The following is a 14489-nucleotide window of genomic DNA, read 5'->3' on the forward strand; positions in this document are numbered from 1 at the left end:
CAAGAAGTAGTGTCCTTGTGCTTGTTTTCGCATATGCTCTTTATTCAAATCTAAATAAATCGGTCATCAATCTTCTGATTCAATCCAAAGTGAGCGGATTCCTGTGATGAGCATATGAATCTGGATGTCGAAGAATGGACAGCACGGATAGAAAAAAAGTCATCAGCCAAAATTATTTCATATTCACGAACCCTGGAGAAAGGTCCTGCCTTCAGTGCCGGAGTGAAATGCAACGTTCTTCAAATCGGTGCCCTGCATACAGTTACACTTTTTTCTATTCCCTCACATCCAAGTGAAGATATAATATCAGATATTTTTGCCCATTCCAGTAGTTCGGGGGCATCTGCGGCAGTTCTGATCTCTCCCTCTGGAGGACATGTTTTTTTTTCTGATGATACAGATGCAGATTTTTTCGGGCTCATTAATCTCTGCAAACCTCCCGGATTATCAGATGAATCTCTTCATACAGAAAAGATCCAATTCAAAAATCAGGCTGAAGCGTTAAGTAGGCATCTCATAGAGATCAGGAAAGACCTGAGTAGTTGGCTTTACCGAAAGGATGGTGAAACTCCTGGATCAACCCGCGAACTTACAATCCAGACCCTGATAAACCGAGTCATACTGACAAGGATTTTTCAATCCTGCGAAAGAGGGGAAAGAACGGAGTATGGATCTCTCATGGATGCTCTCAGTTCATTCGCATCTACAGTCCCAGTTCTGGATTCCTATGATATCAGGACTAGAATTCTGGATGAGGAAACCACAAATGAAGTAAATCGGCTCGCTAGTTTACCGGTTAAGGATCTAAAAAACATAAGGCTCTCGTGGATCAGTCCTGAAGACTGGTCATCAGCGTTTGCCATGTATCTCACTTCTCTCCCGAGGGAACCACATAAGAAAAAGGCTTCATCGGATGAAGACGAGCAGGAAGGGTGTAGAGCAGTCCTGAAGTCAGGTGTAGGTAAACTGATAGCCGGGGCTCTTTCCAGGGATGAGAGTCTGGTAGGATCATTCTGGGATCCCGCTGGCGGGTGTGGTGAGATTGTCGCCACAATGCTCAGGAGAATCCGGATTGTCCTAAACAAAGATGGAAGAGATACCATCACTGGTCGCCTCATCGCTGCTGGAGATATGGTACACGCTAACGATGCATCTCCAATCTACGTTGCCATGATCAGGTTCGTGATTGCCTCGTGGATCCTGAGCGGTGAGTGTACTGATCCTTCTCTTATCAGAACTCCCCTCTGGTATCCATTCCTTTCTTTAGACAGACAGATCAGGACAGGTTCTCCCTTGTATGATGAGAGAGCGTATGAAGAGTTTGCGTCGGTTCAGGAGGGATATCCAATCCTCCGCCACCTCCATCCCCTTCCTGTAAAAGAATTTGCGCAAAGGAAACCCTTTTCTCTTATCATCTCATGTCCAGAAGGAAAAAGTCCGGGAGGTCCTCCGGAGATTGCCCGTTATCTCACAAGGCGTTTTTTCTCATATACAGGAGGAACAGATCGGGGGGCATTGTATACTGAGCTTGCCAGGGAGATGCTGGCACCAGATGGCAGGGCAATCATCTTTCTCAGAAAAAACTGGCTTTCAGAGTCATCATACCGGGGATTCAGACAATGGATTGCGCACACTTCAGGAGTCACCATAGTTGTACCAGAAGACGAGCACGGTAAAGGAGATGCAGATTGTCTTTCTGCGGTGATCCTTCATTCGGTTCCTGAGAAGACTCACACCGTGTTCAGGTTTCCCACCGGAATGTCAGAACCGATTTCAGGAATCAGAAAATACCAGATTTTTCCAGAATATCACCATAAAGATGACGGGTGGAGTCTGCATGATCCCTGGGAGACTACAATGATGGAACGGCTCTCTCATGGAACAATGACTCTCAGCGAGTACCTGTTTGATGAATTATATTATGGAATTGCGGGTTATCAGATCAGAAACAGAGCGGATTTCTGGATATCACTGACATGGAAGGGATCAGATCTTTTCGTTGGCAGGGGTAAAACCCCGGAACCCAATGCTGAGGTCATCATACCAGGAGATGATCCATATCTTGTTGCACTTCTTCACTCTTCTATTGCCAGGTGGTACTTCAAGACCAGTATTCGCAGATCCATTGTTTCCCCTGATCTGATGAACCTTATCAGGAATCTTCCAGTCAGGGTGATTGACCATTATTCTCCAGAAGAAAAATTGATTTCTGAACGGATCGGGGTTACTGCATCCCGACTTGAGATGCTTGGAAAAAGGAGAGAGATATGCCATGCATGGCATGATATAAACAGAATAGAGCGGCAGATAACAACCACACAGGAGGAGATGGATTATCTAATAAATATCCTGTACGGAATATCTCCCAAAGATTGCTCGGAGATCAGGCAGCGTATGAAAACTGACGGGACATTTGATATACAGAATACAGGTTTTCAAATACGATGAAAGCAATTTTACCTATATCCTATCCCTATGATCATCAGACAATTCTTCATCCCGGGTATTTCCCATAGTTCATACCTAATTGGTGGAACCGGTTCATGCCTGATCATCGATCCCTCCCGTGATCCAGATCAGTACCTGAATGCAGCCCGGCAGGAAGGGATGAAGATTACAGGGATTTTGGAGACACATCTTCATGCTGATTTCATATCAGGACACCTGGATATTGCTGATAAGACTGGTGCTCCCATCTATATGCCTGAGCGGGCTCATGCCCTCTTCCCTCATATTCCAGTACACCATGGATCAGTCATCACAATAGAGGATATGAGGATTGAGGTGAGAGAAACACCGGGACATACACCTGAACATATATCCTACGTACTCATTCACCAGAGTCGATCTGATAGCCCTGTTGCTGTATTTTGTGGAGATACCCTCTTTGTCGGTGATGTAGGCAGACCAGATCTCTTCCCCGGAAGGTCCCAGGAACTTGCGTCAGAGTTATTCACAAGCCTGCATAAGGAACTTATGACACTGCCTGACTATTGCGAGGTTTATCCTGCTCATGCTGCAGGATCATTTTGTGGACGGTCTCTCGGAACGAAAAGAACAAGCACCATCGGGTATGAGAAGATTGCAAACCCGGCTCTTGCTATTCCAGACCGGGAATCCTTTGTTTTAAGCCTTACCAATGATATGCCACCTGCTCCTGATCATTTTCACAGATGCACGGAAATTAACCAGAGAGGTCCGGTTCTACTTGCAGAATTACCTGATCTTAAGGGACTTAGTGCCACTGAAGTCAGGTTGATGATTGAGTCAGGAGCCGTTGAGGTGGTTGATATTCGCAGGTATGATGCATTTGGGGGATTTCATATCCCTGCGAGCCTGAACATTGATTCTGAAGTCAATTTTTCCACGAACGCGGGATGGATTGTCAGACCCGACATAAACCTGATTCTTGTCGGCTATAACCCGGAGCAGGTCGCCGATGCAGTAGTGATGATGCATCGGACAGGGATTGATTCCATATCAGGGTATCTCTCAGGGGGAATTCAGGACTGGGTACAATCAGGATTGAAAACAGATAATGTGAGGATAATATCAGTCCATGAACTTGCGTCCCTTATGGATAATGAACCTGAACTTCTGATCCTTGATGTTAGAGAACCAGTCGAGTATGCTGGATATCATATCCCAGGGTCTATCAACATTCCGTGGCCTGATCTCCGTACGAGACATAGTGAAATCAATGACTCTGGCCTTGTTGTTGTAATCTGTGGATCAGGAGTCAGGGCAGGGATGGCCTGCAGTATACTAAAACGGGCTGGACACCACAATATCGTGAACGTAGCCGGCGGGTACACGGGCTGGATCGCGGCAGGGTTTAACCAACGTTTGACATAGTCTTTCAGATTTATTTCGCAGGGATTATTGCAGACCGCGTGGATTCACTAATGGATCAATTCAGTATTTTATATAGGGATCAGATATGAAACGATCAGAATACTACGAGGAGAAAGGTCTTGAACGAATTATTAATATCAGCGATGCTATCTTTGCGTTTTCTTTGACACTTCTTGCGGCTGATCTGATTGTGCCTGATCTCACCGGGATGAATTCACTCCAGTTTTCAGAGGATTTGATGGGAGAGATTCCCAAGTTTCTTTATTTCCTTCTGACATTTCTGATAACGTGGGCCTACTGGACAAAACATCACCGGATATTCCGGTTTATCAAAAGATACGATGATATCCTTATCAGGCTGAATATGTTCTTTCTCCTCTTCATCGTGTTGATGCCCTTCATCACCAAGGTTATCAATGAACACAGCAGTATTCAGATCGCGGTGATCATAGCTGCAATCGGATACGCAGCCCCAGGTTATCTGGCCAGCATCATGTGGCACTATGCATCAACCAATTACCGGCTCATTGATTCAAATGTTCCCTATGATTATATCAGAAATACAATCATTGAGAATTACATCAATCCAGTCATATTTACATTCTCAATATTCCTTTCATATATTAAACCGGTGTATACCCTGTATTGCTGGGCTTTGCTATTTCCAATCGGATACATAGCTCAATACAGAATCGAAAAGGAATAAACCGAAACCATTTTTTACGCGGATTCAAAAATTCCAAAAAAGTGAGGGTTATTCGTTGACCCGTAGGCCTGGACCGGGAATCGAACCCAGATCGAGGGAACCACAATCCCTTAGGATAACCATTACCCCACCCAGGCAGAATGCACCATATATGTTAACAGTTTATTCACTTGAATCTATCCATCACTGACAAGATGACAATACCCCATGCTTAAGAAAATAGATCCTTCCTCTCTCTTCTCTTCCCTTGTGAATCATTATTAGAGAGCACCTCTCATGTATAGTCATTCAGCCCCCAATTACCATACCTGAATAATATTACTTCTGGGAATTTTCTGGTGCCAGAAGATGGGGGCCCTCGAACGGGGGTGCAGCGATGGCAAAGAAGTCTGATAAAAAGAGTCAGAGTAGTAGTGATAATCCAAAGATCCGTACCCCAATTGTCTGTGTGTTAGGTCACGTAGACCATGGGAAGACCTCACTCCTTGACAGGATCCGGGGTTCATCAGTAGTATCAGGCGAAGCTGGCGCAATCACCCAGCATATCGGGGCAACCGTTGTTCCGATCGAGACAATTCTAGCAATGGGAGGAGTAAATAAGAACCTGAAGTTCAACATCCCGGGTCTTCTCTTCATCGATACGCCAGGACATCACTCATTTACCACACTTCGGGCACGGGGAGGAGCTCTTGCAGACTTGGCAATTGTCGTGGTTGACATAACTGATGGATTCAAGCCGCAGACTATTGAAGCTCTGCAGATCCTTAGAGGATGCAAAACTCCGTTTGTGATGGCTGCCACAAAGGTTGACCGGATATCAGGATGGCGGTCATTTCCAAGCGAGACATTTCTCTCTAGTTTCGCCAAACAAAACCAGAGAGTTATCGATCTTGTAGAGAAGAAGACCTATGAGATTGTGGGCTCCCTGGCAGAACACGGATTTTCGTCAGAACGGTTTGACCGGGTAGACGATTTTGCACGGACTCTTGCGATAGTCCCGGTTAGCGCGCATACAGGCGAAGGGATTGCAGATCTGCTGATGGTGCTTATCGGGCTTGCACAGCGATACATGGAGGAGTCACTCACTCTGGCCGTGGATGGACCTGGATCAGGAACTGTGCTTGAAGTAAAAGAGGAGAAAGGACTCGGGGCAACGATAGACGTGATCCTCTTTGACGGAACCATATCTGTGGGTGATGAGATAGCAGTTGCATCAAGTACCGGGGTGATCACAACCAAAGTCAGGTCACTCCTTCAGCCACGACCGCTTAAAGAGATCCTTATCGAAGACCGTTTTTCCCGTGCCAAGTCCGTTGCTGCAGCAGCCGGTGTTAAAGTGAGCGCACCAGGTCTTGATCAGGTCATCGCCGGATCTCCAGTCAAGGTCATTGATGGCAATGAGAACGAGGTAAGAGAGAGCATCGAGAGAGAGATGACAGAGATCAACGTAACACTCTCTCCTGAAGGCCTTATTATCAAGGCAGACACCATCGGTGCACTCGAAGCACTCTGTAAAGAGCTTACTACAGCGGAGATCCCGGTGATGAGGGCAGAGGTCGGACCGGTCACACGACATGACGTAATCGAGGCCGAAACGATAAAAACACCTTATTATCGTTCAATCATCGCATTCAATACTCAAGTCCTTCCCGATGCCCAGGACCTTCTGAACGAACCGATCTATGCGGAGATGGTCGAATTGTTCAAAGGCAATGTCATCTACCATGTGCTTGAGTCATTCCTAGAGTGGCGTGACGATATGAAACGTCACCTGGATCAGAAACGTTTTGAGCAGATCATCTTTCCGGCAAAGATGGTTGTACTTCCTGACTGCGTGTTCAGACAAAACAATCCGGCAGTTGTTGGAGTCAGAATCCTTTCAGGCAAACTCAGAAACGGCGTTAATCTTATCCGAAAGGATGGAAAAAAGGTTGGTCAGCTTAAAACTATCCAGCTCCGTAAAGAAAATATCCAGGAGGCAAAGGCAGGAGATGAGGTTGCAATCTCGATAGACGGAGCAACTGTGGGTAGACAGTTTGATGTCAACGATGAGTTACTCATCAATATTCCTGAACGGCATGTAAAAGTGCTTGAAGCCGAAATGATGTCGCACCTTACGATCGATGCCAGAGAAGTTCTTGATGAGTTCACCAGGCTTTACCGGAAAGAGAATCCATTCTGGGGAAAGTAGACTTATAAAGATCGTCTGCAGATATATACGGAGACTGCTCGGCTCAGCTGAGTGATGGGAAATTTACACGTGCCAATGATATAGTCTCTTTCAGAGACTCTGACAGCTGCTGACTAAACAAAAAATACTGATAATATGGTTGACTTTAAAGTAGTACTCTCTGACCCGGCAACAGGTAAAGCATACAACATCGATGCAACCGGTGGTGCGGCCGGGTCCTTCATGGGAAAGCGTATCGGTGAAGAGATCGATGGAACAGCACTTGGATTTGAAGGATACAAGATCCGTGTCACCGGTGCATCAGACCGTAACGGCACACCTGCCAGAAAGAGCCTTCCAATCGCAGGAAGACGCCGTGTCCTGGTAAGTGGCGGTGTTGGATTCCACCCAAAACTCGAGGGTGAGCGTCGCAGGAAGATGGTCCGTGGATCAGAGATCACCGCAGACTTTGTCCAGATAAACGCGGTTGTGGCAAAAGAAGGTTCCAAGCCACTTGCATCTTACTTCGCCCCGGCAGAGGCACCTGCCGAGGGTGGGAACTAATACTTTATTCTTTTTTCATCAGATCTGATCTTAACACTGGGACAAGATCAGCATAAGGTGTCTCAAACTCTTTGGCAAGAATTACCAGTGCAGCTCCGGGTCTTAGCTTTCCGTCAAACCGATCCCTGATCAGCTCATTCATACGGCTCGCAACCTCCTCCTGACTCATCCCACTGCTTGAAACAATCCGATCCATTAGCTGGGAGACAGGATCCGCAACTTCAAAAATCGCAGATGACGGTTTGTATCCAATTGGGATCTGTACTTCTGCAGGATCGAAGAGAAGATAGAAAAATTCACCGTCTGTTCTGATAAGGCCCTGATCGAGCCCTCGTCTGAGTAGCAGATCAACCTGATCCCGGTCCATCCATCTTCGATCGAAGGAGTAATAGTAGATCAATTCACTTCTGCCAAGTTTTTCTGCACGGCTGTGATAGAATGGCGCGGCAAGTGTTGTTTTAAGCGTCATCTGGATCCCTGAATTATCCCCTGATATTACTGCACAGGTTCTCTTGTAGCCTTAATAGCATGATGCACATTTGAACAATTGAGATTGTAATTACTCAGTACTATGGGTGGCAGGTCTTGAAACACAATCTCCGTTTCACTTCGATTATCGCAAATATAGTGCCTTGCACTTTAATTGTCGCTCTTTCAGAATCCCTGATTAGAAAAACCAGGACCAAAACTGACAACTCAAAAAAAGATTATTCGATCAGAACAGCGTTGATTACGCCGTGCTGTCCCGGACGGCTGACAATACGTGCCTTTCCTGCACTGGTACTGATGATTGCACCCTTAGTCAGAAGGTTTCGTCGTACATAGTTCGGGTTGGCAGTGTTCTTTTCAACATTATCGATCTTGACCTTCTTGGTCTCTCCAGTCTTCGGGTTGCTGACTGCAGCAAACTCTGCACGAAGTGCACGGATCTTCTGGTTTCCTCCAAAAGTCCGGCTTACCTTGCGCTTCTCTGCACCGACGTGAGTTTCTGTCGGTGCTGACCCAATCTCCCTGCGTCTCTTTCCGCACGCCGGATGATATCTTCCACCAGTAGATTTACGAACCGATCTTCCTTGCCATTGCATGTTATCTTCCCTCTGATATTGGTGACGCTGTTTTGGTTGTGGGAGTCCTTCTTACGCCACAGAGTCCTATATCTATCACCCGCGCAGGTATATAGTCCCTTTTATGAGAGGATTTCATCAAGGAGGGCATCTACTCCATCACCAGTCTTCATATTAGTTCTGAAAACCTTCATTGACGGATTATACCGGTGCATATCGCGTTCCATACGTTCAAGATCAGCACCAACTGCTTCAGCCAGATCTACCTTGTTCAAAACCCCTATTGTGCAACCACGAAACATCATCGGATGCTTGTTAACCACATCATCGCCTTCGGTTGATGAAACCACGACTATCCGTTTTTCAGCACCAAGTTCAAAGTCTGTGGGACAGACCATGTTTCCGACATTCTCCACAAAGAGGATATCAACCGCATCAAGAGGCAGGTGGTGCAGGGCATGTTCCACCATATGAGCATCAAGATGGCATTCTTTCCCGGTATTTACATTTTCAGCAGGGATCCCAAGAGAAGTGATCCTGCGGAAATCATCATCTCCGTATACATCTCCGGCTATTGCAGCCGCTTTCAGGTTTTTATTTGCAAGACGGGGGACCAGTTGCTCAATAAGAGCAGTCTTTCCTGATCCAATCCCGCCAAGTAGATCAAACGCCCTGACCTTGTGCTTTTTCAGATGAGCGGCATTCTCATCTGCAATCCGCCGGTTGGATGAGAAGATATCCTTCTCAATCGAGACGTCGATATGATGCATACAGTTAGGTCTTGCCCGCTGGTTGTTTATAGGTTCAGTTCAAAGATCGTTAAGAATGGAGAAGGGACTAATACTTTATCCCTGCTATTTTGACGCTAAACTCATGCGCAAAGAGGGGCGCAGGGTTCCCAAGGAGCAGGCAGTTTTTGCACCTGCAACCCCGGATATTGAAAGAGCACTAGCGTCATGCGGAGTGAAGTACCGCAGAGAGAAGAAATCTCATCCATCCTGGTGGTGGAAACATGAAGGAAGGGTCATAGCTGAGTGTGAAGGCCCAAAAACAGAACTGCTCTCTAAAGTAGCATCAGAACTCAAAAAAATATCACCAAAAACTCCACCCAGAAAATAGATGTACGATCTACATACCCATACCATCCTCTCAGATGGTGAACTCCTTCCCTGCGAACTCATCAGGAGAATGTCAGTTCTAGGCTACGACACTGTTGGTATAACCGATCATGCGGACATGAGCAATATCAGCCATATTATTGCTGCCATCGAAAGGGTCAGAAGCTCTGCCGAGGAGTATGGGATCAGGCTTCTGACCGGCGTGGAAATAACCCATGTTCCCCCGATTGAGATTCACCGCCTTGCAAAGCTGGCAAAAGATGAAGGTGCTGATATCGTTGTTGTTCATGGTGAAACCGTGGTTGAACCAGTAGCACCCGGAACAAATATGCAGGCCTGTACCTGTGAGTATGTTGATGTCCTTGCTCATCCCGGGCTCATTACGAGAGAAGAGGCTCAGGAGGCTTCTGAGAGAGAGATCTTCCTTGAGATAACAGCACGGGGAGGACACAACCGGACCAATGGACATGTAGCCTTAGTCGCCAGTGAGACTGGATGCAATCTGGTTGTGGATTCTGACGCTCATGCACCCGGCGATCTTATGAATGATCATACCAGGGAACTTGTGATCAGGGGAGCAGGTGTCCCATCAGGGCGTGCTGAAGAGATACTGACCTTAAAAACAAACCGGTTTTACCGCTGATAGCACTCTTTTTTAAACATTCACCTAAAGTATAAATACGGGCCAACCGCACATATATACGTTGCTTAGTCAATCTCCGGTGGGGGGATTAATTTTTTCAGGTGATGCATGTGGTTCGCGCGATTGGTCGGGTAAAATGTAGTTCAGGGAGCCATATGCTCATCGTCGAGTGTGATGCTGCCAAACTTCCCCGTCTGTACAGTCATGTACTGGACAAACGGTGGAAGCCGGTTGGAAAACTCGTAGAGATATTCGGAAATATATCATCCCCGTATGCAGCTGTTCTCTGTACCATTCAGGATCGGGAGAAGCTGATCGGTGAGAAAGTGTTTATAAAATAAAATCAGGAGAGAGAGATGTCAGAAGAGATAGAAAAACTCCGGACGCTTCAGAAAGAGAGGGAAGCTCTGAAAAACCGTCTCGTCGGAAAGGTTGCCGAGAAACAGAAGAGGGTCGAGAACCAGACCGAGACGCAATGTCCTGAGTGTGGAAGCAGGCAACTGGTTCACGATTACGAGCGTGCAGAACTTGTGTGTCAGCAGTGCGGTCTCGTCCTTGATGCTGAGTTCATTGATCGTGGCCCTGAATGGCGTGCATTCGATCATGACCAGCGTATGAAGAGGTCCCGTGTCGGTGCTCCGATGACCTTTACAATCCACGACAAGGGTCTCTCGACTATGATTGACTGGCGTAACCGTGACAGTTACGGTCGTGCTATCTCATCCAAGAACCGTGCACAACTGTACCGTCTCAGAAAGTGGCAGCGGAGAATCAGGGTCAGCAACGCAACAGAGCGTAACCTTGCATTTGCACTCTCTGAACTGGACCGTATGGCCTCTGCCCTTGGTCTTCCACGTAACGTTCGTGAGACTGCTGCAGTGGTATACCGAGATGCAGTTGACAAGAATCTGATCAGGGGAAGAAGTATTGAGGGTGTCGCAGCAGCAGCCCTCTACGCAGCTTGCAGGCAATGCAGTGTTCCACGAACCCTTGATGAGATTGCAGAGGTGTCACGTGTATCCCGAAAAGAGATCGGAAGAACATACAGATTCATCTCACGTGAACTCGGGCTTAAACTCCTCCCAACCTCACCAATCGACTACGTGCCAAGGTTCTGTTCAGGTCTCCAGTTGAAAGGAGAGGTTCAGAGCAGGGCTGTAGAAATCCTCAGACAGGCCGGAGAGCGTGAACTCACATCCGGGCGCGGACCGACTGGCGTCGCAGCCGCAGCAATATACATATCTTCCATTCTTGGCGGTGAACGCCGGACCCAGCGTGAGGTTGCTGAGGTAGCAGGCGTAACAGAAGTTACGATCAGAAACCGGTATAAGGAACTGGCAGAAAAGTTAGATATTGAGATCATCCTCTAAAATCCTCTTTTTCTTGGGGCTCGTAGATCAGGGGTAGATCGCTACGTTCGCAACGTAGAGGCCGCGGGTTCAAATCCCGCCGGGTCCATAAAAAAAGTGATTATCAGGTTTTATTAGATAACAGACAGTCAGGGTCGATAACAGACCGCATGATGACTGGAACCTTGATACCTGCTTCTCCAGGAACTCCCATCAGGCTATAGTAGAGATTCCATGTTCCTGAACTGCTTTTGTGAATTTCAGGATCCAGGATCCATACACCTTTCTGCTCACTCTCAAGGATCGGTTCATTTATAGAATGAGAAAATGTGAGTCCATCAGACGAGGTGGCCAGCATCAGTCGCTGTCCTTTAGCCCCTACAGATAGATCCACATAAAAGAGTCAGTACGTCCCATTTTGAAGGAGTGCCACTGTTGGATCCGTTGCTGATTCCAGACGATACCCTTCATCGTTCATCCAGGTCTTCCCATCATCACCTGATACAGCACTCCTGATGGCTCCTTCAGATACAGCATAGTACATCCTGAGTTTTCCATCAGCCATCCGAAGCCCGGAAGGAATCGAGTACTGTCCTTTCATGTCCTGATCAGGGACCTGGGAGAGTTTCACCTTTCCTTCCGGAGTGAACCTGAAACCATCTTTGGACCGGGCACTGTACAGTGAAGGACCATTCTCATCATTGATCCCATAGATCATCCGGTATCCACCATCAGAAGTGGAAAACACCCATGGACTTGAGAATGGAGAAGAGGCATTACTCTCATCAGAAGGGAGCAGGCATCCATCAGGGAATTCATGCCACTCTGACCCATCGGCTGATCCTGCACACCTGACACCTTCTCCTATTCCAGAATAATATGCCATAAGGTTGCCATCGGGGAGTGTTGCCACTGTTATTGAAGATCCAAGCAGACCAGTCATTTCAGGCGTTCCCACACAGTCACGGATCCTGATCATCCCGGGCACATACTTCTGAGTTGAAGAGCCGAAGGTGAAGATGATCTGGTCTGATCCATTCAATGGAAAGGTGATATTTCTGCTCTGAGCCTGGTGTCCGGTGACTGTTGCAGCGATCTTATGCTCACCAACCTGTACATCTGAGAGATTCTGAGGAGTAGTCCCGATATATGATCCGTCCACGAATATTGCCACCCCCGGCAGATCAGCATCCACTCTGACAGAACCCATAGCCCCGGCAGGGAGCAGGAGCAGCAGAAGGGTAATGAACAGGAGGACCATCAAACGGGGATTTTTCATATCATGGGATCAGCATGCATTGAATAAGTATTTTCGTGTAATCCCGGGCTGAAAAAACCATATAACATGGGGCAAACGGATAGCACGCAGGGTATCTGCACTTCAACCTGACATAAGTTCATAAAAATTCATTTTTGGATGATAGATAATCAGATTCTGACCGATGAGATATAAAGAGGATAGAATCAGAGGTTATACAACCTTTTCGATGCGGTTCATTGCTTCTGCAAGTGTATCCATTGAGGCTGCATAACTGAGCCTGATCCATCCGGGTGTATTAAACGCGACTCCTGGGGTCACTGCAACATGGGCCTCTTCCAGCCAGCGGTTTGCAATTGATGCATCATCTCCATCGACTTTGAGGTAGGCATAAAAAGCACCTTCTGCCGGGGCATACCCAATTCCCATATCCATCAATCGGTTAAGAACAAATTCACGGCGACGTTCAAACTCGTTTCTCATTTCACTGATACACTGCTGTGGTCCTTTGAGGGCAGCTACAGCACCGAACATCGCAAAGGTTGTCGGATGGCTGATTGTATGCTGTTGCACCTTATTCATGTACCCGAGGATCTCCTTCGGAGCAACCGCATACCCAAGACGCCAGCCGGTCATCGCATATGCCTTTGAAAACCCATTTATTGTGATCGTCCGATCTACCATTCCTGGAAACATTGCCAGTGAAAAATGGATCTGCCCATATACCAGTTTTTCATAGATCTCATCAGAGAGGGCAACAAGATCATGATCCTGACAGATGTCAGAGACCAGCCTGAGAGATTCCCGGTTTAAGACCGATCCGGACGGGTTTGACGGACTGTTGACGATGATCATTCTGGTCTTGTTGTTTATCTTCTCAAGAAGGGAGTCTTCGACCTGGAAAGTTTTCTTATGAAGAGGGTGATGAACCGGGGTTCCTCCGGCAATCTGGATACATGGTTCGTAACTCACCCATGAAGGATCCAGAATAACAGCCTCATCACCGGGGTTAAGTACCGCCTCGCATGCCTCATAGATCGCATCCTTTGCTCCGCAGGTGACAATGACCTGATCATTTGTACATGAAAATCCGTTTTCAGCCTCTATTTTTTCAGAAATCGCTGATAAAAGAGATGGGATCCCTTTTCCGGGGGCATAATGAGTTTCTCCCCGGTTAAGTGCATCGATACAGGCGGCGGTGATGTGGGCTGGTGTCGGGAAATCAGGCTCTCCAATAGAGAGACTGATCACATCGACCCCTGATGCCTGTAATCGTCGAGCCTTATCAGTGATCTCGATGGTCGCTGAGGGGGCAATAGCTGCAAGTTTTGACGAGAATGATCTCATGCCAATCGTTGAACGAGTTTGATGGCTGATTCAACAGCCCGCTTACCATAATCGACACGGTCATTTGCTTCAAGCCGGGTCATACCCGGACCGGATATACCGAGGGTTACCGGCTTTTCGAACTCGAGAGAGAGATCAATAATCTTACGTGCTGCATGTTGGACTACGATCTCGTCATGCTCAGTTGATCCCTCGATCACACATCCTATAGTGACAACAGCATCAACATTCTTTTGTTTGAGCATCTTCTTGATCGCAAGAGGCATGTCATATGCCCCGGGAACATAGAAACGCTCGACAACCTCAGCTCCAAGAAACTTTGCATGCTCCTCTGCCTCGATCTCCATCATGTAGGTGATGTCTCGGTTGAATTCCGCAACCACAAATCCCAGTTTTATTGCCATTATTAAATCTC

The 14489-nt window shown here is 47.1% G+C and carries 16 protein-coding genes and 2 tRNA genes; 10 read left to right on the forward strand and 8 right to left on the reverse strand.

Annotation, left to right across the window (positions count from 1 at the left end; all coding sequences use genetic code 11):
- Positions 1-114 precede the first annotated feature (114 nt).
- From DK846_RS09605 to DK846_RS09615, 3 genes are all read left to right on the forward strand, one after another.
- Complete coding sequence (locus DK846_RS09605; protein ID WP_109968715.1) at positions 115-2448, forward strand: hypothetical protein; 2334 nt, start codon at positions 115-117, stop codon at positions 2446-2448.
- Between the two features lie 27 nt (positions 2449-2475).
- Positions 2476-3855 carry an MBL fold metallo-hydrolase gene (locus tag DK846_RS09610; protein WP_109968716.1) on the forward strand — a complete coding sequence of 460 codons (1380 nt, stop codon included), beginning with the start codon at positions 2476-2478 and terminating at the stop codon, positions 3853-3855.
- Positions 3856-3940: 85 nt separating this feature from the next.
- A complete protein-coding gene (locus DK846_RS09615; RefSeq protein ID WP_109968717.1) occupies positions 3941-4561 on the forward strand; it encodes a TMEM175 family protein in 621 nt (206 codons plus the stop codon).
- Positions 4562-4626: 65 nt separating this feature from the next.
- Here the strand turns inward: DK846_RS09615 and DK846_RS09620 are convergent.
- Positions 4627-4698, reverse strand: a tRNA-His gene (locus DK846_RS09620).
- 239 nt (positions 4699-4937) lie between these two features.
- Between DK846_RS09620 and infB the strand changes: the two genes are divergently transcribed.
- Positions 4938-6752, forward strand: a complete 1815-nt coding sequence (infB, locus tag DK846_RS09625; RefSeq protein WP_109968718.1) for a translation initiation factor IF-2 — start codon at positions 4938-4940, stop codon at positions 6750-6752.
- Between the two features lie 135 nt (positions 6753-6887).
- Entirely contained in the window at positions 6888-7295 is a 408-nt protein-coding gene (locus DK846_RS09630; RefSeq protein ID WP_109968719.1) for a 30S ribosomal protein S6e, read from the forward strand.
- A gap of 4 nt (positions 7296-7299) precedes the next feature.
- Here the strand turns inward: DK846_RS09630 and DK846_RS09635 are convergent, their stop codons facing one another.
- The 3 genes from DK846_RS09635 to hypB form a co-directional block, all read right to left on the reverse strand.
- The gene (locus DK846_RS09635; RefSeq protein ID WP_109968720.1) at positions 7300-7764 is read right to left on the reverse strand and encodes a DUF2240 family protein; all 465 of its coding nucleotides are present in this window, start codon (positions 7762-7764) and stop codon (positions 7300-7302) included.
- A gap of 238 nt (positions 7765-8002) precedes the next feature.
- Positions 8003-8380, reverse strand: a complete 378-nt coding sequence (locus DK846_RS09640) for a 30S ribosomal protein S8e (RefSeq protein WP_109968721.1) — start codon at positions 8378-8380, stop codon at positions 8003-8005.
- A 101-nt stretch (positions 8381-8481) separates the two neighbouring features.
- Positions 8482-9129 carry a hydrogenase nickel incorporation protein HypB gene (hypB, locus tag DK846_RS09645; protein ID WP_109968722.1) on the reverse strand — a complete coding sequence of 216 codons (648 nt, stop codon included), beginning with the start codon at positions 9127-9129 and terminating at the stop codon, positions 8482-8484.
- Positions 9130-9184: 55 nt separating this feature from the next.
- Here hypB and DK846_RS09650 point away from each other — a divergent pair, with 55 nt between their 5' ends.
- The 5 genes from DK846_RS09650 to DK846_RS09670 all read left to right on the forward strand — a co-directional run bounded on the left by DK846_RS09650 (position 9185) and on the right by DK846_RS09670 (position 11578).
- Positions 9185-9478 (forward strand): signal recognition particle subunit SRP19/SEC65 family protein, encoded by a 294-nt coding sequence (locus DK846_RS09650; protein WP_109968723.1) that lies wholly within the window; start codon positions 9185-9187, stop codon positions 9476-9478.
- Entirely contained in the window at positions 9479-10120 is a 642-nt protein-coding gene (locus DK846_RS09655) for a histidinol phosphate phosphatase domain-containing protein (protein WP_109968724.1), read from the forward strand.
- Between the two features lie 104 nt (positions 10121-10224).
- Entirely contained in the window at positions 10225-10461 is a 237-nt protein-coding gene (locus DK846_RS09660; protein ID WP_109968725.1) for an H/ACA ribonucleoprotein complex subunit GAR1, read from the forward strand.
- A 15-nt stretch (positions 10462-10476) separates the two neighbouring features.
- The gene (locus DK846_RS09665) at positions 10477-11490 is read left to right on the forward strand and encodes a transcription initiation factor IIB (protein WP_109968726.1); all 1014 of its coding nucleotides are present in this window, start codon (positions 10477-10479) and stop codon (positions 11488-11490) included.
- 16 nt (positions 11491-11506) lie between these two features.
- A tRNA-Ala gene (locus DK846_RS09670) sits at positions 11507-11578 on the forward strand.
- 15 nt (positions 11579-11593) lie between these two features.
- On the opposite strand, the gene DK846_RS09675 is transcribed toward DK846_RS09670, so the two are convergent.
- The 4 genes from DK846_RS09675 to ribH form a co-directional block, all read right to left on the reverse strand.
- Positions 11594-11863, reverse strand: a complete 270-nt coding sequence (locus DK846_RS09675) for a hypothetical protein (RefSeq protein WP_146201195.1) — start codon at positions 11861-11863, stop codon at positions 11594-11596.
- Positions 11864-11872: 9 nt separating this feature from the next.
- Positions 11873-12748, reverse strand: a complete 876-nt coding sequence (locus tag DK846_RS09680) for a PEGA domain-containing protein (RefSeq protein WP_109968728.1) — start codon at positions 12746-12748, stop codon at positions 11873-11875.
- Positions 12749-12940: 192 nt separating this feature from the next.
- Positions 12941-14074, reverse strand: coding sequence for a pyridoxal phosphate-dependent aminotransferase (locus DK846_RS09685; RefSeq protein WP_109968729.1), 1134 nt, complete (start codon positions 14072-14074; stop codon positions 12941-12943).
- Positions 14071-14478 (reverse strand): 6,7-dimethyl-8-ribityllumazine synthase, encoded by a 408-nt coding sequence (gene ribH, locus DK846_RS09690; RefSeq protein WP_109968730.1) that lies wholly within the window; start codon positions 14476-14478, stop codon positions 14071-14073. Before ribH ends, DK846_RS09685 begins: the two co-directional genes overlap by 4 nt.
- Positions 14479-14489 lie beyond the last annotated feature (11 nt).

Source organism: Methanospirillum lacunae (assembly GCF_003173355.1).
Lineage (GTDB): Archaea > Halobacteriota > Methanomicrobia > Methanomicrobiales > Methanospirillaceae > Methanospirillum > Methanospirillum lacunae.

Bases quoted from the DNA above. Each gene is read 5' to 3' on its own strand.
- DK846_RS09630 (WP_109968719.1), top strand. From the start codon at position 6,888: ATGGTTGACTTTAAAGTAGTACTCTCTGACCCGGCAACAGGTAAAGCA.
- infB (WP_109968718.1), top strand. From the start codon at position 4,938: ATGGCAAAGAAGTCTGATAAAAAGAGTCAGAGTAGTAGTGATAATCCA.
- DK846_RS09610 (WP_109968716.1), top strand. From the start codon at position 2,476: ATGATCATCAGACAATTCTTCATCCCGGGTATTTCCCATAGTTCATAC.
- DK846_RS09605 (WP_109968715.1), top strand. From the start codon at position 115: ATGAATCTGGATGTCGAAGAATGGACAGCACGGATAGAAAAAAAGTCA.
- DK846_RS09655 (WP_109968724.1), top strand. From the start codon at position 9,479: ATGTACGATCTACATACCCATACCATCCTCTCAGATGGTGAACTCCTT.
- DK846_RS09685 (WP_109968729.1), bottom strand. From the start codon at position 14,074: ATGAGATCATTCTCGTCAAAACTTGCAGCTATTGCCCCCTCAGCGACC.
- DK846_RS09635 (WP_109968720.1), bottom strand. From the start codon at position 7,764: ATGACGCTTAAAACAACACTTGCCGCGCCATTCTATCACAGCCGTGCA.
- DK846_RS09665 (WP_109968726.1), top strand. From the start codon at position 10,477: ATGTCAGAAGAGATAGAAAAACTCCGGACGCTTCAGAAAGAGAGGGAA.
- ribH (WP_109968730.1), bottom strand. From the start codon at position 14,478: ATGGCAATAAAACTGGGATTTGTGGTTGCGGAATTCAACCGAGACATC.
- DK846_RS09615 (WP_109968717.1), top strand. From the start codon at position 3,941: ATGAAACGATCAGAATACTACGAGGAGAAAGGTCTTGAACGAATTATT.
- DK846_RS09680 (WP_109968728.1), bottom strand. From the start codon at position 12,748: ATGAAAAATCCCCGTTTGATGGTCCTCCTGTTCATTACCCTTCTGCTG.
- DK846_RS09660 (WP_109968725.1), top strand. From the start codon at position 10,225: ATGCATGTGGTTCGCGCGATTGGTCGGGTAAAATGTAGTTCAGGGAGC.
- DK846_RS09650 (WP_109968723.1), top strand. From the start codon at position 9,185: ATGGAGAAGGGACTAATACTTTATCCCTGCTATTTTGACGCTAAACTC.
- DK846_RS09640 (WP_109968721.1), bottom strand. From the start codon at position 8,380: ATGCAATGGCAAGGAAGATCGGTTCGTAAATCTACTGGTGGAAGATAT.
- hypB (WP_109968722.1), bottom strand. From the start codon at position 9,129: ATGCATCATATCGACGTCTCGATTGAGAAGGATATCTTCTCATCCAAC.